A 20,514-nucleotide genomic window follows, 5' to 3' on the forward strand; every position below is an offset into this window, starting at 1 on the left:
GCGTAAATCTGGATCCATTATGGGACAGGCGTCACACCTGGCCATATTGCTGGCCATGACGCAGCCAGCGGTCCAGCAGCGGGCTGACGTGCTCCGGCCAGCGTGCAATCAGGGCCTGGGCGGCATCGCGTACCGCTGGCAACAGGTCAGCGTCGCGCATCAGGTCGGCGACCTTGAATTGCAGCAGGCCGGTCTGGCGGGTACCCAGCATTTCGCCCGGGCCCCGTAGGGCAAGGTCTTTTTCGGCGATGATGAAGCCGTCGTTGGTTTCGCGCATGATGCCCAAACGCTCGCGGCCGATCTGCGACAGCGGCGGGTGGTACAGCAGCACGCAATGGCTGACGGCGCTGCCGCGGCCCACCCGGCCACGCAATTGGTGCAACTGGGCCAGGCCGAGGCGCTCGGGGTTTTCGATGATCATCAGGCTGGCATTGGGCACATCCACGCCCACCTCGATGACGGTGGTGGCGACCAGCAACTGCAGGTTGCCGGCCTTGAACTCGGCCATGATCTCGGCCTTTTCCGCCGGTTTCATGCGGCCGTGGATCAACCCGACCCGTAGTTCGCCCAAGGCGCTGCCCAGCTCCTCGTAAGTGCTTTCGGCTGCTTGGCAGGTCAGTTCCTCGGACTCTTCGATCAGCGTGCACACCCAGTAAGCCTGACGCCCTTCAGCGCAGGCGGCGCGTACCCGTTCGACCACTTCGAAACGCCGGCTGTCGGCCACCAGCACGGTATTTACCGGCGTGCGCCCAGGCGGCAGCTCGTCGAGCACCGAGGTGTCCAGGTCGGCGTAGGCACTCATGGCCAGGGTGCGCGGAATGGGGGTAGCGGTCATGATCAGCTGGTGTGGGCACAGCTCGCCGGCTACGCCTTTCTTGCGCAGCGCCAGGCGTTGCTGCACGCCAAAACGGTGCTGTTCGTCGATGATGGCCAGGGCCAGGTGCTTGAACTTCACCTCGTCCTGGAACAGGGCATGGGTGCCGACCACCATCGGGGCGCCATTGGCGATCTGCTCCAGCGACGCCGCCCGGGCCTTGCCCTTGAGTTTGCCGGCCAGCCAGGCCACCTCTAAACCCAAAGGCTCCAGCCAGCGTTTGAAGGTGATGTAGTGCTGCTCGGCTAGGATCTCGGTGGGGGCCATCAATGCCACCTGATAACCAGCCTCCAGGGCCTGCAACGCGGCCAGCGCGGCGACCACGGTCTTGCCGGCACCCACGTCGCCTTGCACCAGGCGCATCATCGGCTCGTGCTGGCTGAGGTCGTAGGCAATTTCGTTGGCGACGCGCTGCTGCGCGCCGGTCGGCTGGAAGCCTAAATTGGCCAGGTATTGCGCCGGCAGCCGGGTGGCCTTGGGCAACACTGGCGCACGCAGGCTGCGCAGGCTCTCGCGCAGGCGCTGTTGCGACAGCTGGTGGGTGAGCAGCTCTTCGAATGCCAGGCGGTGCTGAGCCCAGTGGTGGCCCAGGGCCAACTCCTCGACGTCGGCGTCGGCAGGCGGGTTGTGCAGGTAGCGGATGGCGTCATCCAGTGGCGCCAGCTGGTAGTCGCGGGCCAGTTCGTCGGGCAGCCAGTCGGGCAGGCTGCGCGGGCCGAGCAGGCTCAGGCTCTGTTGGCACAGTTGGCGCAGGCGTTGCTGGGTGAGGCCCTCGGTGGACGGGTAGATCGGGGTGAGGGTCTGATCGACCGGCGGCGGCGGTTCGTCACCGTTCAGTGCGCGGTACTCCGGGTGGTAGATCTCCAGGCCGGAAGCGCCCGGGCGAGCTTCGCCGTAGCAGCGCAGGTGGGTGCCGCGCTTGAGCCCTTCCTTTTGCGCGTTGCTGAAATGGTAGAAGCGCAAGCTCAACACGCCACTGCCGTCACCCAGGCGTACCACCAGGCTCCGGCGCTTGCCCATGGTCACGTCGGCGCCGCTGACCACCCCCTCGATCACCGCGTCCTGGCCTGGGCGCAGCTGGCCGATCGGAACCACGCGGGTGCGGTCCTGATAGCGCAGGGGCAGGTGGAACAGCACGTCCTGCAAGTTTTCCAGGCCGACCTTGGCGAGCTTTTCGGCCATGGCCTCGCCAACACCCTTGAGCACGGTGACCGGGACGTTCGACAGCTCCGTCATGACTCAGGCCGGTTGTTCTGCAGGGGCCTTGGCTACCGAGCACAGGCGTATCGAGTCGGCGAGGATCTCGATGGCCTTCGGCCGTGGGAAGCTGGCGCGCCAGGCGATGGCCACGGTGCGGAACGGTGCTGGGGCGGTCAGCGGGCGTACTTCGATGACCCCAGGCGCGTAGTGGTGGCTGTGCACCGCCGACAGCGGCAGGATAGACACGCCAAGGCCGGACGCTACCATGTGGCGGATGGTTTCCAGCGAGCTGGATTCGACCGTGGTGTGCCGCGACCCTTCACCCCCCTTGTTCAGGGTGGGGCAGGCTTCCAGCACCTGGTCACGGAAGCAGTGACCTTCACCCAGCAGCAACAGGCTCTTGTCGTTGAGCATGGCGGTGTCGATGGTCTTTTTGGCCGTCCATGGGTGGTCGGCAGGCATCAGCGCGCAGAACGGTTCGTCGTAGAGAGGCAGGGTGAGCACATCGGCTTCATTGAACGGCAGGGCGATGATCACCGCGTCCAGCTCGCCATTGCGCAGCTTCTCGCGCAGCACATGGGTGAAGTTTTCTTCGATATATAGCGGCATCTGCGGTGCCACGCGGTGCAGTTGCGGGATCAGGTGCGGGAACAGGTAGGGGCCGACGGTGTAGATGGCACCGACCTTGAGCGGCGCAGTCAGCTGGTTTTTGCCAGCCTGGGCCAGTTCGCGAATGCCTTGGGCCTGCTCGAGTACCTTTTGTGCCTGGGCAACGATGCTCTCGCCGACGGGGGTCAGGCGGACCGCGCTTTTGCTGCGTTCAAAGATCAGAACGCCAAGCTCATCCTCAAGCTTCTTCACACCGACCGACAGGGTCGGCTGGCTCACGTGGCAGCGCTCTGCGGCATGGCCGAAGTGCTGTTCCTGGGCGAGTGTGACGATGTAGCGTAGTTCTGTGAGGGTCATAACGTGCGTCCATGAAGTTGCGGCCCCAGCATAGCGGCTGCAATCGATAGACGCACGTTATCAGACTTGCCGATTTGTGACAGAAACAAAAGTCTTAGCGGCGGTCCAGCGAGTAGACGAAGGGCGCCACGACTTCGATCGTGCCGTTGTTCAACAACTCGGGTGGCGGCTTGGGCACTTTGCCGGCGCGGCGGATCATTTCCATCGTCGCGCGGTCCAGCGCGGCACTGCCCGACCCACCGGCCATCGAGTACGACACCACCTTGCCCTCGGCGTCGACCACGAAGCGCAGGCGGTTGATGCCTTGCAGGCCACGGCGGCGTGCGTCTTCCGGGTACCGTTTGTACTTGGCCAGGTGGCGCAGCAGGTCACTCTGCCAGGTCGGCAGGGCGTTGCTGTTGGACGCGATGCTCGGGGCCGGTGCCGCGGACTTCTGCGGTGGCGTATTGCTCGGCGGCGCGTCGACGGTCTGCTCGGTCGGCGGTGCTTCCTTCGGCGGCTCAGGCTTCTTCTCAGGCTTGGGCGGCTGCGGCTTGGCCTTTGGCTTGGGCGGCTTGGGGATGGCGATCTTCGGCTTGGGTGCCTCCACCAACTTCGGCAAAGGTGGTTCCTCTACCGGTGCAGGTGGCTGCGGCGCCACTTTCGGGGGCGGCGGTGGCGCGGGTTCCGGCAGCGGTGCCAGTTCGACCATCATGGCTGCTGGCGGCAACTCGATGGCCTGGGGCACAGACCAGTTGAGCGTCAGCAGCACGGCGACCACGTGCACGCCCAGCACGAACGCCAGGCTGCCAGCGTAGCGCGCCATGTTTGAGCGCGGTTTTGTCATTTCTTGGCTGCCGTCTCGAGACCTACCAGGCCGACTTTCAGGTAGCCAGCCGAGCGCATGTTGTTCATCACTTCCATCAGATCACCGTAATCCACGCCTTTGTCGGCCTGGAAGAAGATGGTGGTTTCCTTGTCACCCTTGGTCTTGGCGTCGAGCATCGGGCCAAGCTGGTCGGGTGCCGGGACCTGATCGTCGCCGACGTACAGCTTCTGGTCTGCCTTGACGCTGACGAACACCGGCTTCTCGGGCCTCGGCGCCGGTTTGGCGGTCGAGGCCGGCAGGTCGACCTTGATATCGACTGTGGCCAGGGGGGCGGCAACCATGAAGATGATCAGCAGTACCAGCATTACGTCGATGAACGGCGTAACGTTGATTTCGTGGTTTTCGGCGAGGTCGTCGCCACCTTCGTTGAGATGCAGGCCCATGGCTTACCCCACTTTCACCATGTGCGGGGCGGCGCGCTCGCTGCCTTGGTGGTCCAGATCGCGGCTGACCAGCAGCAGTACCTGGGCGCTAGCATCGGACACCTGAGCCTTGTAGCCGGCAATGGAACGGGCGAAGACGTTGTAGATGACCACGGCCGGGATTGCCGCGACCAGGCCCAGGGCGGTGGCCAGCAGGGCTTCGGCGATACCCGGGGCGACCACGGCCAGGTTGGTGGTCTGGGTCTTGGCGATGCCGATGAAGCTGTTCATGATGCCCCAGACGGTGCCGAACAGGCCGACGAACGGGGCGGTGGAACCGATGGTGGCGAGTACGCCGGTGCCGCTGCTCATGTTACGGCCGCTGGCATGTACCAGGCGCTCCAGGCGGAAGCTGACGCGTTCCTTGATACCCTCTTTCTCGCGGGCATTGGCCGACAGGCGCATCTCTTCAAGGGCGTCGTGCACCAGGGTATGGGCCAGCGTGCCTTCCTTGCGGGAGACGTCGCTGGCATCTTTCAGCGTGGTGGCCTTCTTCAGCTGGGCGATTTCGCCACGCAGGCGGCGTTTGGCGCCCATCAGCTCGAAGCCTTTGGCGATCCAGATGGTCCAAGTGATGATGGAGGCGATAGCCAGGCCGATCATGACGATCTTCACCACGATGTCGGCGTTCTTGTACATGCCCCATGGGGACAGGTCGTGGGCCATGCCCAGCGAGGTATCTTCAACCAGGGCTTCGACGCTTGGGTCTGCTGCAGCCGGTGCACCGGCGGTGGCGCTGGTGGCAGGCGCTTCGCCAGCCGGGGCAGTGCTCGGGGCAGCAGCGGCAGTGGCGGCGGCAGGCGTGTTGGTATTGGCGGTTGGCTCATCGGCCATGGCTGCCGGGGCCAGCACCAGGCTGAGCGTCAGCGCGGCGATGGCGCGCCAGGCGCGCGACTGGGTTGGCGAAGCGGAGGGTTTAGTACGTGTCATGCTGGCCGGACCTGATGAAGAGAAAAGACGAACGTTCTCCAAGGCCTCGAGGCGGGCCGAGAACAACTTGGCCGCCATTATTGCAAGTAATTCTTGTTAACAAAAGTAATATTGTAGCTTTTTTCGCCTATGGTCTAGCCATCCATCGTGTAGCGTGGTTGGGCTGATCAGTTGGTCCAGGGAGTTTTGTGATGTCAGACCTTTCAGTGTTGGTGGCGGGTTGTGGTGATGTAGGTGGGCGCTTGGCCCGGCAGATGCTGGCACGTGGCTGGCAGGTCAGCGGCCTGCGCCGTTCGGTGGGGCAATTGCCTGCGGGGGTTCACCCGGTGGCTGCGGACTTGGCCGAGCCCTCGCTGCCAGCCGCGTGGCCACAAGGTGCGTTGGACTACCTGGTGTACTGCGTGGCGGCCAGTCAGCATGACGAGGCGGGCTACCGGGCGGCCTATGTCGACGGTTTGCGCCATGTGCTGGCCTGGCTGGCCGAGCGTGGCCAACGGCCGCGACGCCTGTTGTTCGTGTCAAGCAGTAGCGTGTATGCGCAGAAGGACGGCGAATGGGTTGAGGAAGGGTCGGCGACCGAGCCCGAGGGGTATTCCGGGCGGGTGATGCTGGAGGCGGAGCGGTTGGCCCTTGGCAGTGGCATCCCCGCGAGTGTGGTGCGCCTCACTGGCATTTACGGGCCCGGCCGCGAGTGGCTGCTGAGCCAGGTACGCCAAGGCTATCGGGTGGCTGAGCAGCCGCCGCTGTATGGCAACCGTATTCATGCTGAGGATGCTGCCAGCTTGCTGGCGTTTCTGCTGCAGGCCGATGCTGATGGCAAGGCGTTGGACGACTGTTACCTCGGCGTTGACGATGATCCGGCACCGTTGGCCGATGTGGTGACCTGGTTGCGGGCCTACCTGGGGGTTACCGAGTGGTCAGATGAACAGCGCGTGCGGCGTACCGGCAGCAAGCGCTGCAGCAATGCACGGGTGAAGGCGTTGGGCTGGGCGCCGGTGTATCCGAGTTACAAGGAAGGCTACGCAGCTATCCTGGCGGCAAAAGCCTGACCACACCCTTGACCCGACTTCTGTAGGCGCGGCCTTGCGTCGCGATTGGGCTGCAACGCAGCCCCGGCCATCCATGCGGCGACGCTGATGCCCTGGTGCCGCGTGGCGGCCCTGTCGAGGAACAAGGCCGCTGCTGCAGGCTTCAGTTTTTTTCCAGCAACCACTGGCGCTTGCCCGCTGCCAGTTGGGGCATTTCATCAGCCTGGGCACGGTTTACGGCCTGGAAGATCTCCAGCTTGTCGCCGTCACGCTTGATGATGAAAGGCGCACCCCGTTGGTTGCGCTCCAGCCACAGGCTGTCGTTGCTACCGCCCATGGTGGCGCAGTCGCCGGCCAGGCACAGGGCGAAACGGTCTGGCCCAGGCAGGCCAGTGACGTTGCCGGTATCGCTGAAGCGTACCTTCCCGCCTTGGCCCTGGCCTTCGAGAATGGTCCATTCACCGCCCAGATACGCTTGGTACAGGGCTTTTTCAAAGCTGCTGCCCAGCGGGGCGTTGGCGGTGGCAGGGGCTTGTACGCGGACAAAAGCCTGCTTTGCGCCGCTCTGGTCTGTGGTCAGCAGCTCGTCACCGTCCAGCGCAAGCTGCTCGGTCTGGCCGCCGCCAAAGCTGGCCTGCAATTGCTTGTCGAGCGTGACCAGCTGGCCGTCCGCCGCTTCGAAGCCATTGCTGTAGCTTGCCTGTTGGTTGGCGACGTCGAGCTTCCACTCGAATACCGGACCATTTTCATTGAGGGCCTGGCGCAGGCTGTCGCCCTTGACCGCGGCCTTGATCGCAGCCTGGTTGATCCAGGTGCCGTTGAAATCTTCGGGTTTGTGGCTGGCGCAGCCGCTCAGGAGCAGGGCTGCCAGCGCGAGGGGCAGTGCGTGACGCATGTCGGGAAACCTTGCGCAGGAGAGGGGCGACGGGCAGGGTGCCCGTCGCCCAAGGCATCATTCGATGACCAGGATGGCGTCCATTTCGACCTGGGCGCCTTTTGGCAGCGCAGCAACGCCAATCGCGGCGCGCGCTGGGTAAGGCTGTTCGAAGTAACGGCCCATCACCTCGTTGACCTTGGCGAAGTGGCTCAGGTCAGTCAGGAAGATGTTCAGCTTGACGATGTCCTTGAACGAACCGCCAGCAGCCTCAGCCACGGCCTTGAGGTTCTCGAATACCTGCACGGTCTGGGCTTCGAAGCCTTCGACCAGCTCCATGGTCTTCGGGTCCAGCGGGATCTGGCCGGACATGTACACGGTATTGCCGGCCTTGATCGCCTGCGAGTAGGTACCGATAGCGGCGGGGGCCTTGGCGCTGTTGATGACGGTCTTGCTCATGATGACTCCTTGCGGTTGGCGGACTACGTACGCATGCGGGTGATGCGGACCACACCGGTCAAGGTACGCAGCTTCTTGATCACACGGGCCAGGTGCACGCGATCGTGTACGCTGACCACCAGTTGGACCACGCTGATACGGCCGTCGCGCTCGTCCATGCTGATTTTCTCGATATTGCCGTCGGCCGCGTTGACGCTGCTGGCAAGCAGGGCAATCAGGCCGCGCTGGTGCTCCAGTTCGACCCGCAGCTCGACATTGAACTCGCCCGTGATGTCCTTGGCCCAGGAAAGCTGCACGCATTTTTCCGGGTTGTGGCGGATTTCACTGATGTTGCGGCAGTTCTCCAGGTGCACGACCATGCCCTTGCCTGCCGACAGGTGGCCGACGATCGGGTCGCCCGGGATGGGTGTACAGCACTTGGCATAACTCAGTACCAGCCCCTCGGTACCGCGGATCGCCAGCGGCCCTTCCGGTGCGGGCAACTGTTCGCCTTCGGCTGACAGCAGGCGGCGCGCAACTACATACGCCATGCGGTTGCCCAGGCCGATATCTTCGAGCAGGTCTTCGATCAGTTCCAGGCGGTACTCCGCCAGGATCGCCTGGATACGTTCCTGAGGGATCTTTTCCAGGCTGCTTTCGAAGCCGGTTAGCACCTTGTTCAGCAGGCGTTCGCCCAGGCTGATGGATTCGGACCGGCGCTGCTGCTTGAGCGCGTGGCGGATGTGCGTGCGCGCCTTGCCGGTAACCACGAAGTTGAGCCAGGCCGGGTTTGGCCGGGCGCCCGGGGCGCTGACGATTTCCACCGTGGACCCGCTCTGCAGCGGTTCGGACAACGGCGCCAGGCGGCGATTGATACGGCAGGCGATGCAACTGTTGCCGACGTCGGTGTGTACCGCGTAAGCGAAGTCGACGGCCGTCGAGCCCTTGGGCAGCTCCATGATGCGGCCCTTGGGCGTGAACACGTAGACCTCGTCCGGGAACAGGTCGATCTTCACGCTTTCGATGAACTCCAGCGAGTTGCCAGCACGCTGCTGCAGCTCGAGGATGCCTTTGACCCACTGGCGAGCACGGGCGTGGCTGCCCTTGGGTTGCTCGTCGTCGTTGGACTTGTATAGCCAATGCGCCGCGATGCCGTTGTTGGCCATCTCTTCCATCTCGCGGGTGCGGATCTGGATTTCGATGGGCACGCCATGCATACCGAACAGCGTGGTGTGCAACGACTGGTAACCGTTGGCCTTGGGGATCGCGATGTAGTCCTTGAAGCGGCCGGGCAGCGGCTTGTACAGGTTATGCACGGCGCCGAGCACACGGTAGCAGGTATCGACTTTGTCAACGATGACGCGGAAGGCGTACACGTCCATGATCTCGTTGAAGGCGCGGCGCTTGCCGCGCATCTTCTTGTAGATGCCATAGAGGTGCTTCTGCCGGCCGCTGATTTCGCCTTCGATGCCATCGGCAGCCAGGCAGTTGGCCAGCGAGTGCTCGATCTTGGCGACGATTTCCTTGCGGTTGCCACGAGCGCTTTTCACCGCACGGTGAATCAGCGACGAGCGCATGGGGTGCATGGCCTTGAAGCCGAGGTCTTCGAACTCCACGCGCACCGTATGCATGCCCAGGCGGTTGGCGATGGGGGCGTAGATTTCGAGGGTTTCCTTGGCGATGCGCCGGCGCTTTTCACCGGACAGCACTTCAAGGGTGCGCATGTTGTGCAGGCGGTCAGCCAGCTTGACCAGGATCACGCGGATATCGCGCGCCATGGCCATGGCCATTTTCTGAAAGTTTTCAGCCTGCGCCTCGGCCTTGGTTTCGAAGTTCATCTGGGTCAGCTTGCTGACCCCGTCAACCAGTTCGGCCACGGTCTCGCCAAATTGCTGGCTGAGGGCTTCCTTGGCGATACCGGTGTCTTCGATCACATCGTGCAACATGGCCGCCATCAGGCTTTGATGATCCATGTGCATATCGGCGAGGATGCTGGCCACAGCCAGCGGGTGGGTCACGTAGGGCTCGCCGCTGCGGCGGCGCTGCCCGTCGTGGGCCTGTTCGGCGTAGAAGTAGGCGCGCCGGACCAGGTTGACCTGTTCAGGGCCAAGATAGGTCGACAGCCGTTCGGCCAAGGCTTCTATACCCGGCATGGGTTTACCTCCTGCCGAGGAAGAGGGCCTTGCGCCGTGCGACGTCGACCTGGCATCAATCAGACAGCCTCGTTGTTCTCGTCCTCGAACGCGGCGAACACCGGATCCTCGGTGACGATCTCTTCAGCGGCGATGAATTCGTTGGTGACGATGCCTTCGGCGATTTCACGCAGGGCAACGACGGTAGGCTTGTCGTTTTCCCACGCTACGCGTGGTTCCTTGCCGCCGGTCGCCAGCTGGCGAGCGCGCTTGGTCGAGAGCATGACCAGCTCAAAGCGGTTATCCACGTGTTCCAGGCAGTCTTCAACAGTTACGCGGGCCATGGTCTTCCTCAGTAGCAAATGCGGTGGGCGTGCAGCCCAATAGTGGGCAGGCGGACTCGATAGTATAAAAATTCACCAGCCAATAGGGAAGCGCTGTTTTGCCGAGCAGCGTCATCCCCAAGCCTGCCGCCGCACCCTGTAGGCGCGGTTTTAGCCGCGAAAGGGCCGAAACAGACACACTCGACGCATGAGCCTGACGATAACCTCAGAGCATCGCGCCGCGCAACCTCGGGGTCAGCTCTTCGAACAAGGTCTGCACCGAGCGCAGTGCCCGGCAGTCCGGGCGCGTCAGCAGCCACAGCTGAGTGTCGCAGCCGGCCAGTGGCCCGCTGAGCGCATCGACGCCGGGCAGTGCGTGCACCATGTAGTCCGGCAGCGCTGCCACGCCCAACCCGGTGGTCACCAACTGGGCGATGGTCGACATGCTGCTGCACTGGTAGCGCGGGCTCAACCCAGGGTGCTGCTGGTTGCGCCAGACCACCGTGGGGTGGTCTTGCATGGAGTCGTCAGGGGCGATCCACGGGGTGCTGGCAGGCGATTCGGCCAGCCGCTCGCGCCACTGCGGCTGGCCGCAGATGACATAGGACGTCGAGCCCAGGTTGCGGCCTACCAGGTGTTCCGGCGGTGTATTGGTCAGGCGCAGGGCAATGTCGGCGTCGCGCCGGCTGAGGTTGGCGAAGGTGTTGGAGGTGCCCATTTCCAGCGACAGCGCCGGGTAGTTGGGCATGAACTCGGCCAGCGCCGGCAGCAGCAGGCTGTGCATGACCGCCTCGGTACAGGTCAGGCGCACCGTGCCGCTGACCACCTGTTCGCCACTGGTCATGGCAATGCGCGCGGCCTCAAGCGCCTGCTCGGCACGCTCGGCCTGCTCGGCCAGGGCCTGGGCAGTATCGGTTGGCAGGTAGCCTTTGCGGCTTTTCACGAACAGCGCAGTACCGAGGGCCGATTCCAGCCGGCGGATCGAGCGGAAGACCGTCGATACGTCAACTTTGAGTAACTCGGCGGCCTTCGCCAGCGAGCGGCCCCGCTCCAGTGCCAAGACCAGAGTGAGGTCGGCGTGGGTAATCTGATATTGCATTGGTGCACGCTCTGCTTGCCGAATTGCCAATGTCTGTTGCGTCAGGGCCATTTTATAGTGAAACCGCCCCCCGGAATCAATGCGCCCGGTCGGGTCAACAATCCCCACGATGGGAAGTGAAAAGAACAACAGCTGCAACCATCGTCGCCCGTGAGGCGCCAGCCGTACCCCCCACATCGCCGCAGCAAATCAAAGGATGTACAGCCATGACGTCGGTCACCCCGTGCGCCAGTTCTTCCAGCGAGATGAAAGACTTCCTCCAGGCCCATCCGGATACGCAGTACGTCGACCTGCTGATCTCCGACATGAACGGCGTGGTACGCGGCAAGCGCATCGAGCGAGCCAGCCTGCACAAGGTGTACGAAAAGGGCATCAACCTGCCGGCGTCGCTGTTCGCCCTGGACATCAACGGCTCCACCGTGGAAAGCACCGGCCTTGGCCTGGACATCGGCGATGCCGACCGTATCTGCTTCCCGATCCCTGGCACGTTATCGGATGAGCCGTGGCAGAAGCGCCCCACAGCCCAGTTGCTGATGACCATGCACGAACTGGATGGCCAGCCGTTCTTCGCCGACCCGCGGGAAGTGCTGCGCCAGGTGGTCAGCAAGTTCGACGACCTGGGCCTGACTATCTGCGCCGCCTTCGAGCTTGAGTTCTACCTGATCGACCAGGACAACCTCAACGGCCGCCCGCAACCGCCGCGCTCGCCGATTTCCGGCAAGCGCCCGCAATCGACCCAGGTGTACCTGATCGACGACCTCGACGAATACGCCGACTGCCTGCAGGACATGCTCGAAGCCGCCAAGGAGCAGGGCCTGCCGGCGGATGCCATCGTCAAGGAAAGTGCCCCGGCGCAGTTCGAGGTCAACCTGCACCACGTTGCCGACCCGCTGAAAGCCTGCGACTACGCGATCCTGCTGAAACGGCTGATCAAGAACGTGGCCTACGACCATGAAATGGACACTACCTTCATGGCCAAGCCCTACCCAGGCCAGGCAGGTAACGGCCTGCACGTGCACATCTCGCTGCTGGACAAGAAAACCGGCAAGAACATCTTCGCCAGTGACGACCCGCTGCAGAGCGATGCGTTGCGCCACGCCATCGGTGGCGTGCTGGAGACGATGCCGGCGTCGATGGCCTTCCTGTGCCCGAACATCAACTCCTACCGCCGCTTCGGCGCACAGTTCTACGTGCCCAATGCGCCGAGCTGGGGCCTGGACAACCGTACGGTAGCCGTCCGCGTGCCCACCGACAGCAGCGACAACGTGCGCCTTGAGCACCGCGTGGCCGGCGCCGACGCCAACCCGTACCTGATGCTGGCGGCCATCCTGGCCGGCGTGCATCACGGCCTCACCAACCAGGTCGAACCCCAGGCGCCGATCGAAGGCAACTCCTACGAGCAACTCGAACAGAGCCTGCCGAACAACCTGCGCGATGCCTTGCGTGCGTTGGACGACAGTGAGGTGCTCAACCAATACATCAGCCCGGACTACATCGATATTTTCGTGGCCTGCAAGGAAAGCGAACTGGCCGAGTTCGAAGTGTCGATTTCCGACCTCGAGTACAACTGGTACCTGCACACGGTGTAAGCCCATGAGCACAACTGCGGTCCCCTTGATCGGTGTCAGCGCCTGCCGCCAGCAGGTGGGGAAGAACTCGTCGCACACGGTTGGCGACAAGTATGTCGAGGCGGCCGCGTTTGCCGGCCTTCCGCTGATTCTGCCGGCCCGGGACGGTGGCAGCGACACGCAAGCGTTGCTGGCCTGCCTGCACGGCATTGTTTTCACGGGCTCGCCTTCAAATATCGAACCGCATCATTACAATGGCGCCCCCAGTGCCGCGGGCACCCGGCATGACCTGGCGCGTGACCGGCTGACCTTGCCGCTGCTGCAGGCGGCGATCGCCGCCGGTGTGCCGGTGTTGTGCATTTGCCGTGGTTATCAGGAACTGAACGTGGCCCTGGGGGGCAGCCTGCACCAGCGTGTGCAAGAGCTGCCTGGCTACCTGGACCATCGCGAGCCCGAAGACGCGCCCCTGGAGGTGCAGTACGGCCTTCGGCACCCGGTGTTCGTAGAGCCTGGTGGCTTGTTCGAGCGCCTGGGGCTGGCAGCGCAGTTCGAGGTCAACTCGCTGCACAGCCAGGGCATCGAGCGCCTGGCTTCGTGCCTGCGGGTCGAAGCGCGGGCCCCGGACGGCCTCATCGAAGCGGTGTCCATGCCCGGTGCGCCGGGCTTCGTCCTCGGCGTGCAGTGGCACCCAGAGTGGCGGTTCAGCGAAAACCCGGTCTCGCTGCGCCTGTTTCAGGCGTTTCGCGAGGCCTGCGTTGCCTATGCAGCACGGGAGGGCGCACGGCTGACGCGCCCCTGACAGCAAGCTTTCAATGAGTGAAAGCGGGCCTTGTGCGCAAGGCCTGTAAGAACAATTCCAAAACTTACGGCAAATACTCATGAGCAATTACACAGAAGCCGCCCGCCCACCCGACGTGGCGGCCGAAGCGGGCAACCATCAGCGCAGCAAAGGCCTGGCCAAGGGCCGCCTGGGCTTGCTGGCCAGCGTGGTACTGGGCATCTCTACCATCGCCCCGGTGTATACCCTCACCGGTGCACTGGGCCCTACCGTGCGTGAGGTAGGGGCACACCTGCCAGCCGTGTTCATCGTCGGCTTCCTGCCAATGCTCCTGGTAGCCCTGGGCTACCGTGAACTGAACTCGGCAGAGCCGGATAGCGGCACCTCCTTTACCTGGTCGGCGCGCGCCTTCGGGCCGATGATCGGCTGGATCGGGGGGTGGGGGCTGGTGGTTGCCACCACCATCGTGCTGTCCAACCTGGCGGGGGTGGCGGTTGACTTCTTCTACCTGTTCCTCGGCCAGATCACCGGCAGGCACGCGCTGGCGGGGCTGGCCGACAACCTGTTGATCAACATCGTCACCTGTTGTGTGTTCATCGCCCTGGCGGTGTGGATCTGCTGCCGGGGCATGGCCACCACGATGACCGTGCAGTATGGCTTGGTGGCCCTGCAACTGCTGGTATTGGTCGGCTTCGCTTTCGCCGCGTTCGGCGGCACCACCGCGCCACCGCCGATGGCGTTTGACCTGGCCTGGTTCAATCCATTTGGCGTGGAATCGTTCTCGGCCTTTGCCGCGGGCTTGTCGCTGTCGATCTTCATCTTCTGGGGTTGGGATACCTGCCTGACCGTCAGCGAAGAGTCGGTTGGCAGTGAAGAGGTGCCGGGCAAGGCTGCCACCCTGACCGTCATGCTGATCCTCGGCCTGTACCTGTTCACCGCCATTGCCACCCTGCAGTTCGCCGGCATTAGCGAAACGGGCCTGGGGCTCAACAACCCGCGCATCCAGGAGAACGTGTTTGCCCACCTGGCCGGCCCGGTGATGGGGCCGCTGGCGATCCTGATGTCCATTGCCGTGCTGGCCAGTACCGCAGCCTCGTTGCAATCGACCTTCGTGGCGCCGGCGCGCACGCTGCTGGCCATGGGTTATTACGGCGCAGTGCCGCCGAAGTTCGCCAGTGTTTGCCCACGCTCGCAGACCCCACGCTACGCCACCATTTGCGCAGGCGTGGCAGCGGGCCTGTTCTACGTGACCATGCGCACGCTGAGCGAGAACGTGTTGGCCGATACCATCACTGCGCTGGGCATGATGATCTGTTTCTACTATTCGCTGACGGCGTTTGCCTGCGTCTGGTATTTCCGCGGCAGCCTGTTCAGCAGCGTGCGCCACTTCTTCATGCGCGGCATGTGCCCGCTGGTGGGTGGGGTGATTCTGTCGGTGATCTTCGCGCGTACCGCCATCGACAGCGCGTCGCCGGACTTCGGCAGCGGCTCGCATGTCGGCGGGGTGGGGCTGGTGTTCGTGATTGCCGCGATCATCTCGGTGCTGGGCATCGGGCTGATGATGCTGTCACGCCTGCGTGCGCCGGCGTATTTCCTGGGGGCTACCCTGCGTCAGCAGGCCACCTTGCCTTTGCAGGAATAAAGCAAGGGGCCGCGATGCGGCCCAATCGCCGGCAAGCCAGCTCCCACATGATCTCCACAGTTTTCAGCTAGTGTGAGGCACCTGTGGGAGCTGGCTTGCCGGCGATTGGGCTGCAAAGCAGCCCCGTGCGGTCTCTCAGGAGAGCAATTCTTTTAGCAGCCCACTGTTGCGTTGCTGTTGCTTGCTCAACACCAGGCGGTTGGCGCGGAACACTGCTTTCAAGTCTTCCAGCGCTGCATTGAAATCATCATTGATGATCACATAGTCGTACTCGTCGTAGTGCACCATCTCGCTGACCGCTTCCTTCATGCGCCCATCGATGATCTCTTCGCTGTCCTGCCCGCGCCCGTCCAGGCGCTGGCGCAGCGCCTGCTGGCTTGGCGGCAGGATGAATACCGACAACGCATCGGGCATCACCCGGCGAACCTGCTGGGCGCCTTGCCAGTCGATTTCCAGAATCAGGTCAAAGCCTTTGTCCAGGGTTTGCTGGAGGGCGCTGCGCGAAGTGCCGTAGAAGTTGCCGAACACTTCGGCATGCTCCAGGAAGTCACCCTGCGCGATCAGCGCCTTGAATTCCTCGTGCACGACGAAGTGGTAGTTCACCCCGTGCTGCTCGCCCGGGCGCATGGCACGGGTGGTGTGCGAGACCGAGACGCGGATCTGCTGGTCTTCCTTGATCAGGGCGTTGACCAGGCTGGTCTTGCCGGCGCCGGAAGGGGCCGAGACGATGTAGAGGGTGCCGCTGTTGTGGTTCATGGTTGGGGTGGCCTTACTCGATGTTCTGTACTTGTTCACGCATCTGTTCGATCAATACCTTCAGGTTGACCGCCGCCTGCGTGCTGCGTGGGTCGAAGGCCTTGGAGCCAAGGGTGTTGGCCTCGCGGTTGAGCTCCTGCATCAGGAAGTCCAGGCGCCGGCCTGCGGCGCCGCCCCCCTTGAGCACACGGCGTACTTCGGTAACGTGCGTGCTGAGGCGGTCGAGCTCCTCGGCCACGTCGCTTTTCTGGGCCAGCAGCACCATTTCCTGCTCGAGGCGCTGTGGGTCGAGCTCGGCCAGCATGTCGCCGAAGCGGTCGAGGATTTTCTGCCGCTGCGCCGCGAGCATCTGCGGCACCAGTGCGCGCAGCGTCGTGACTTCACCGGCCATGCTGTCCAGGCGCTCGTTTATCAGGCGCGCCAGTTCCTGGCCTTCGCGCTGGCGCCCGGCCTTGAGTTCGGCCAGGGCTTCGTCGAACAGTGCCATGGCTTCGGCGTTGAGTGCCTGCGGGTCACTGGTGTCGGCTACCAACACGCCGGGCCACGACAGCACTTCCAGCGGATTGAGCGGGGCTGGCTGCCTGATCAGCCCGGCCACTTCTTCAGCGGCGGCGACCAGTTGTGCGGCGCGCTCGCGGTCGATCTTCAGCGGCTTGCCGTTGCTGTCTTCATTCAGGCGCAAGGTGCATTCCACCTTGCCGCGTGACAGCCCTTGGCGCAGGCCTTCACGCACGCCGCCTTCGAGGTCGCGCAGGGCCTCGGGCAGGCGCAGGTGCGGCTCCAGGTAACGGTGATTGACCGAACGCAGCTCCCAGACCAGGGTGCCTTGGCTGCCGGCGCGCTCGACACGCGCAAAAGCGGTCATGCTATGCACCATGGGGAGTACCTCGCTTGGATAAGTGAACGGCGCAGGATTGTAGCGCAGTGGGGGCGTGGCGCCCAATCGGCCTATGTTACCGGTAGGTGGTGGTCGGGGTAGGAAAAGGCGACGGGCCGTCTGCGCGCGACAATAGGCATGTCCTCACCGGGCTTGCGGCTCTATAATGCTCGCCAGATTCAAAGTCCCAGTACAGGTATCCCAGATGAAACGTCCAAGTGGTCGCGCCGCCGATCAGCTCCGCTCGATCCGCATCACCCGCAACTACACCAAGCACGCCGAAGGGTCGGTACTGGTCGAGTTCGGTGACACCAAGGTCATCTGCACGGTCAGCGTGGAAAACGGTGTGCCGCGCTTCCTCAAAGGCCAGGGCCAGGGTTGGCTGACCGCCGAGTACGGCATGTTGCCGCGTTCCACCGGTGAGCGTAACCAGCGTGAAGCCAGCCGCGGCAAACAGGGTGGCCGCACCCTGGAAATCCAGCGCCTTATCGGGCGCTCTCTGCGTGCCGCACTGGACATGAGCAAGCTGGGCGACATCACCCTGTACGTCGACTGCGACGTGATCCAGGCCGATGGCGGTACCCGTACCGCGTCCATCACCGGTGCCATGGTTGCCCTGTGCGACGCCCTGGCAGTAATCAAGAAGCGCGGTGGCCTCAAGGGCGGTAATCCGCTCAAGCACATGATTGCTGCCGTTTCGGTCGGCATGTACCAGGGCGAAGCGGTGCTCGACCTGGACTACCTGGAAGATTCCGCTGCCGAAACCGACCTGAACGTGGTCATGACCAGCGCGGGCGGTTTCATCGAAGTGCAGGGCACTGCCGAAGGCGCGCCGTTCCAGCCGGAAGACTTCAACGCCATGCTCGCCCTGGCGCAGAAAGGCATGAACGAGATCTTCGAGCTGCAGCAGGCGGCGCTGGCCGATTGAGACCAGCCGGAGAGGTGCAGATGTTCTGCCACCTCTCCGCGCTGCTGGGCCCGCTGATCTGGCGGCCGATCAAATAGATTTTCTGTGGCCCCGTTCGCGGGCACGCCCGCTCCCACAGCGATCGCGGCGCTTTCACTGGTAGCGCCGTACCTGTGGGAGCGGGCGTGCCCGCGAACGGGGCTGCAAAGCAGCCCCAATGGCTTTAGATGGTCAGCGTCCAGTCATAGTCGACAATCAGCGGCGCATGCTGCGAGAAGCGCGGCTGGCGCGGCAGGCGGGCGTTGCGCACGAAGCGGCGCAGACCCGGGGTGAGGATCTGGTAGTCGAACCGGTAGCCCAGGTTGAGCATCTCGGCCTGCTCGTTGTCCGGCCACCAGCTGTACTGGTCGCCTTCACGGCTGACTTCGCGCAGGGCGTCGACGTAACCCATCTCGCCCGTGATCGCATCCATCCACGCGCGTTCCGGCGCCAGGAAGCCAGGTGACTGCTGGCTGTCGCGCCAGTTCTTGATGTCGAGCTTCTGCTGCGCCACGTAGAACGAGCCGCAATAAATGTACTCGCGGCGCTTGCGGCGCTGCTTGTCCAGGTACTTGGCGAAGTCGTCCATCAACTTGAATTTCTGGTTCAAGTCCTCGTCGCCGTTCATGCCCGAAGGCAGTAGCAGGCTGGCAATACTGACTTTGTCGAAATCTGCTTGCAGGTAACGCCCGTAGCGGTCGGCTGTCTCGAAGCCCAGGCCGGTGATGACTGCCTTGGGCTGCATGCGCGAATAAAGGGCCACACCACCTTGGGCTGGCACCTCCGCGTCGCAGGCATAAAGGAAATAGCCATCGAGCTGGAAAGCTGGGTCATCGAGTTCAAAGGCCGAGGCGCGGGTATCCTGAAGGCAGATGACGTCGGCATTCTGGGCTTGAAGCCAGCTGAGCAAACCACGCTCGGCCGCAGCCTGAATGCCATTAACGTTCACACTGATGATCCGCATAAATGGCCCCATAAATCTCGTGCGTGTATGATACCCGAGCTCAACCCATTTAGCTAAATCCGTGGTGTCCGGGACTATTCATGCAGCCGTATCAGCGCGACTTTATCCGTTTTGCCATCGATCGCGGGGTACTGCGTTTCGGTGAATTCACCCTGAAATCGGGGCGTACCAGCCCGTATTTCTTCAATGCAGGCCTGTTCAACACCGGTTCTGCCCTGGCTGAACTGGGCCGCTGCTATGCCGCCGCCATCGTCGACAGCAAGATCCCGTTCGATGTGCTGTTCGGTCCTGCCTACAAAGGCATTCCGCTGGCGGCGACCACCGCCGTGGCGCTGGCTGACCAGCACCAGCGCGATGTGCCATGGTGCTTCAACCGCAAGGAAGCCAAAGACCACGGCGAAGGCGGCAGCCTGGTTGGCGCACCGCTGGCCGGTGATGTGCTGATCATCGACGATGTGATCACCGCCGGCACAGCCATCCGTGAGGTCATGCAGATCATCAATGCCCAGCAGGCCAAGGCCGCCGGCGTGCTGATCGCGCTGAACCGCGAAGAACGTGGCAATGGCGAGCTGTCGGCTATCCAGGAAGTGGAGCGTGACTTCGGCATTCCGGTGGTCAGCATCGTTTCGCTGACCCAGGTGCTGGAGTTCCTGGCTGACGACCCACAGCTCAAGCAGCACCTGCCGGCTGTCGAGGCTTACCGGGCGCAGTACGGGATCTGATCCTGGCCTGGAAATGAAAAAGGCGACCTTCTTGTTAAGGTCGCCTTTTTTTGTGCCGCCTGTTTTGGCCTATTCGCGGGCACGCCCGCTCCCACAGCTACTCCACAGGTTCCAGGATTTGTGTAGTCCCTGTGGGAGCGGGCGTGCCCGCGAAGGGGCCGGTACAGACTAACCGAACACTCAGCGCGGCTTGCGGTTGGTGATCAGGGTGCCCACGCCGCTGTCGGTGAAGATCTCCAGCAGCACCGCATTCGGCACGCGGCCGTCGATGATGTGCGAGCTGTTCACGCCGCCCTGTACTGCATCCAGCGCGCACTTGATCTTCGGCAGCATGCCGCCGTAGATGGTGCCATCGGCGATCAGTTCGTTGACCTGCTCGGTGGTCAGGCCGGTCAGGACCTGGCCCTGTTTGTCCATCAGACCCGCGATGTTGGTCAGCAGCATCAGCTTCTCGGCCTTCAGCGCTTCGGCCACCTTGCCGGCCACGAGGTCGGCGTTGATGTTGTAGGACTCACCGTTTACACCCACGCCGATTGGCGCGATGACCGGGATGAAGTCGCCCTTGACCAACATGTTCAACAGGTCGGTATTCACGCTCACCACTTCGCCCACGTGACCGATGTCGATGATTTCCGGGGTGGTCATCTCGGGGGTCTGGCGGCTGACGGTCAGCTTGCGCGCGCGGATCAGCTCCGCATCCTTGCCGGTCAGGCCGATGGCGCTACCGCCATGGCGGTTGATCAGGTTGACGATGTCCTTGTTGACCTGGCCGCCCAGCACCATTTCCACCACGTCCATGGTCGCCGAGTCGGTCACACGCATGCCGTCGATGAAGTGGCTTTCGATCGACAGGCGCTTGAGCAGGTCGCCGATTTGCGGGCCACCCCCGTGGACAACCACCGGGTTGATGCCCACCGCCTTCATCAGCACGATGTCACGGGCGAAGCCGGTCTTGAGCTCCTCGCTCTCCATCGCGTTGCCGCCGTACTTGATCACCAGGGTCTTGCCGACAAAGCGGCGGATGTAGGGCAGCGCTTCGGACAAAACCTCGGCTACATGGGAAGCGGCATCGCGATCGAGGGTCATGCAGGGCTCCTGTGAGGAACA

The 20,514-nt window shown here is 63.4% G+C and carries 20 protein-coding genes; 6 read left to right on the plus strand and 14 right to left on the minus strand.

Going from position 1 to position 20,514, the window contains the following annotated elements; translation table 11 throughout:
• Nucleotides 1-31 precede the first annotated feature (31 nt).
• The 5 genes from recG to exbB all read right to left on the minus strand — a co-directional run bounded on the left by recG (nucleotide 32) and on the right by exbB (nucleotide 5,260).
• Nucleotides 32-2,110, minus strand: a complete 2,079-nt coding sequence (gene recG / locus ACF8SD_RS20395) for an ATP-dependent DNA helicase RecG (RefSeq protein ID WP_009684522.1) — start codon at nucleotides 2,108-2,110, stop codon at nucleotides 32-34.
• Between the two features lie 3 nt (nucleotides 2,111-2,113).
• Nucleotides 2,114-3,040, minus strand: a complete 927-nt coding sequence (locus ACF8SD_RS20400; protein ID WP_087500924.1) for a hydrogen peroxide-inducible genes activator — start codon at nucleotides 3,038-3,040, stop codon at nucleotides 2,114-2,116.
• A 94-nt stretch (nucleotides 3,041-3,134) separates the two neighbouring features.
• Nucleotides 3,135-3,866: an energy transducer TonB gene (locus tag ACF8SD_RS20405; protein WP_173891570.1), complete on the minus strand. Its 732-nt coding sequence runs from the start codon at nucleotides 3,864-3,866 to the stop codon at nucleotides 3,135-3,137.
• Entirely contained in the window at nucleotides 3,863-4,291 is a 429-nt protein-coding gene (exbD, locus tag ACF8SD_RS20410) for a TonB system transport protein ExbD (protein WP_009684525.1), read from the minus strand. Before exbD ends, ACF8SD_RS20405 begins: the two co-directional genes overlap by 4 nt.
• Before the next feature lie 3 nt (nucleotides 4,292-4,294).
• Complete coding sequence (gene exbB, locus ACF8SD_RS20415) at nucleotides 4,295-5,260, minus strand: tonB-system energizer ExbB (protein ID WP_392485033.1); 966 nt, start codon at nucleotides 5,258-5,260, stop codon at nucleotides 4,295-4,297.
• A gap of 191 nt (nucleotides 5,261-5,451) precedes the next feature.
• On the opposite strand from exbB, the gene ACF8SD_RS20420 reads away from it, so the two are divergent.
• On the plus strand, nucleotides 5,452-6,309 hold the full coding sequence (locus tag ACF8SD_RS20420; RefSeq protein WP_392485034.1) for an SDR family oxidoreductase: 858 nt from the start codon (nucleotides 5,452-5,454) through the stop codon (nucleotides 6,307-6,309).
• Between the two features lie 142 nt (nucleotides 6,310-6,451).
• Here ACF8SD_RS20420 and ACF8SD_RS20425 read toward each other — a convergent pair whose 3' ends face one another.
• From ACF8SD_RS20425 to ACF8SD_RS20445, 5 genes are all read right to left on the minus strand, one after another.
• Complete coding sequence (locus tag ACF8SD_RS20425; protein WP_173891567.1) at nucleotides 6,452-7,183, minus strand: hypothetical protein; 732 nt, start codon at nucleotides 7,181-7,183, stop codon at nucleotides 6,452-6,454.
• 57 nt (nucleotides 7,184-7,240) lie between these two features.
• Nucleotides 7,241-7,621 carry a RidA family protein gene (locus ACF8SD_RS20430; RefSeq protein ID WP_392485035.1) on the minus strand — a complete coding sequence of 127 codons (381 nt, stop codon included), beginning with the start codon at nucleotides 7,619-7,621 and terminating at the stop codon, nucleotides 7,241-7,243.
• A 23-nt stretch (nucleotides 7,622-7,644) separates the two neighbouring features.
• Complete coding sequence (spoT, locus tag ACF8SD_RS20435; RefSeq protein ID WP_392485036.1) at nucleotides 7,645-9,753, minus strand: bifunctional GTP diphosphokinase/guanosine-3',5'-bis pyrophosphate 3'-pyrophosphohydrolase; 2,109 nt, start codon at nucleotides 9,751-9,753, stop codon at nucleotides 7,645-7,647.
• 59 nt (nucleotides 9,754-9,812) lie between these two features.
• On the minus strand, nucleotides 9,813-10,076 hold the full coding sequence (gene rpoZ, locus ACF8SD_RS20440; protein WP_003253383.1) for a DNA-directed RNA polymerase subunit omega: 264 nt from the start codon (nucleotides 10,074-10,076) through the stop codon (nucleotides 9,813-9,815).
• A gap of 205 nt (nucleotides 10,077-10,281) precedes the next feature.
• On the minus strand, nucleotides 10,282-11,154 hold the full coding sequence (locus tag ACF8SD_RS20445) for a LysR family transcriptional regulator (RefSeq protein WP_173891566.1): 873 nt from the start codon (nucleotides 11,152-11,154) through the stop codon (nucleotides 10,282-10,284).
• Between the two features lie 245 nt (nucleotides 11,155-11,399).
• On the opposite strand from ACF8SD_RS20445, the gene ACF8SD_RS20450 reads away from it, so the two are divergent.
• From ACF8SD_RS20450 to ACF8SD_RS20460, 3 genes are all read left to right on the plus strand, one after another.
• Nucleotides 11,400-12,743: a glutamine synthetase family protein gene (locus tag ACF8SD_RS20450; protein ID WP_392485062.1), complete on the plus strand. Its 1,344-nt coding sequence runs from the start codon at nucleotides 11,400-11,402 to the stop codon at nucleotides 12,741-12,743.
• Nucleotides 12,744-12,747: 4 nt separating this feature from the next.
• Nucleotides 12,748-13,521 carry a gamma-glutamyl-gamma-aminobutyrate hydrolase family protein gene (locus ACF8SD_RS20455; RefSeq protein WP_392485037.1) on the plus strand — a complete coding sequence of 258 codons (774 nt, stop codon included), beginning with the start codon at nucleotides 12,748-12,750 and terminating at the stop codon, nucleotides 13,519-13,521.
• 79 nt (nucleotides 13,522-13,600) lie between these two features.
• Entirely contained in the window at nucleotides 13,601-15,142 is a 1,542-nt protein-coding gene (locus tag ACF8SD_RS20460) for an APC family permease (RefSeq protein WP_392485038.1), read from the plus strand.
• Between the two features lie 135 nt (nucleotides 15,143-15,277).
• Here ACF8SD_RS20460 and gmk read toward each other — a convergent pair whose 3' ends face one another.
• Together gmk and ACF8SD_RS20470 are read right to left on the minus strand one after the other, a co-directional pair.
• Nucleotides 15,278-15,898, minus strand: coding sequence for a guanylate kinase (gmk, locus tag ACF8SD_RS20465; RefSeq protein ID WP_173891562.1), 621 nt, complete (start codon nucleotides 15,896-15,898; stop codon nucleotides 15,278-15,280).
• A gap of 13 nt (nucleotides 15,899-15,911) precedes the next feature.
• Entirely contained in the window at nucleotides 15,912-16,775 is an 864-nt protein-coding gene (locus ACF8SD_RS20470; protein WP_173891561.1) for a YicC/YloC family endoribonuclease, read from the minus strand.
• A 205-nt stretch (nucleotides 16,776-16,980) separates the two neighbouring features.
• Between ACF8SD_RS20470 and rph the strand changes: the two genes are divergently transcribed.
• Nucleotides 16,981-17,703: a ribonuclease PH gene (gene rph, locus ACF8SD_RS20475; RefSeq protein WP_136917217.1), complete on the plus strand. Its 723-nt coding sequence runs from the start codon at nucleotides 16,981-16,983 to the stop codon at nucleotides 17,701-17,703.
• A 202-nt stretch (nucleotides 17,704-17,905) separates the two neighbouring features.
• On the opposite strand, the gene ACF8SD_RS20480 is transcribed toward rph, so the two are convergent.
• Nucleotides 17,906-18,685: an exodeoxyribonuclease III gene (locus ACF8SD_RS20480; protein WP_003253401.1), complete on the minus strand. Its 780-nt coding sequence runs from the start codon at nucleotides 18,683-18,685 to the stop codon at nucleotides 17,906-17,908.
• Between the two features lie 80 nt (nucleotides 18,686-18,765).
• Between ACF8SD_RS20480 and pyrE the strand changes: the two genes are divergently transcribed.
• Entirely contained in the window at nucleotides 18,766-19,407 is a 642-nt protein-coding gene (pyrE, locus tag ACF8SD_RS20485) for an orotate phosphoribosyltransferase (RefSeq protein ID WP_054905201.1), read from the plus strand.
• Between the two features lie 180 nt (nucleotides 19,408-19,587).
• On the opposite strand, the gene argB is transcribed toward pyrE, so the two are convergent.
• Nucleotides 19,588-20,493, minus strand: a complete 906-nt coding sequence (gene argB / locus ACF8SD_RS20490) for an acetylglutamate kinase (RefSeq protein ID WP_009681993.1) — start codon at nucleotides 20,491-20,493, stop codon at nucleotides 19,588-19,590.
• Nucleotides 20,494-20,514 lie beyond the last annotated feature (21 nt).

The sequence above is a fragment of the Pseudomonas sp. CJQ_9 genome (assembly GCF_043106615.1).
In the GTDB taxonomy this organism is placed as follows: Bacteria; Pseudomonadota; Gammaproteobacteria; order Pseudomonadales; family Pseudomonadaceae; genus Aquipseudomonas; species Aquipseudomonas juntendi.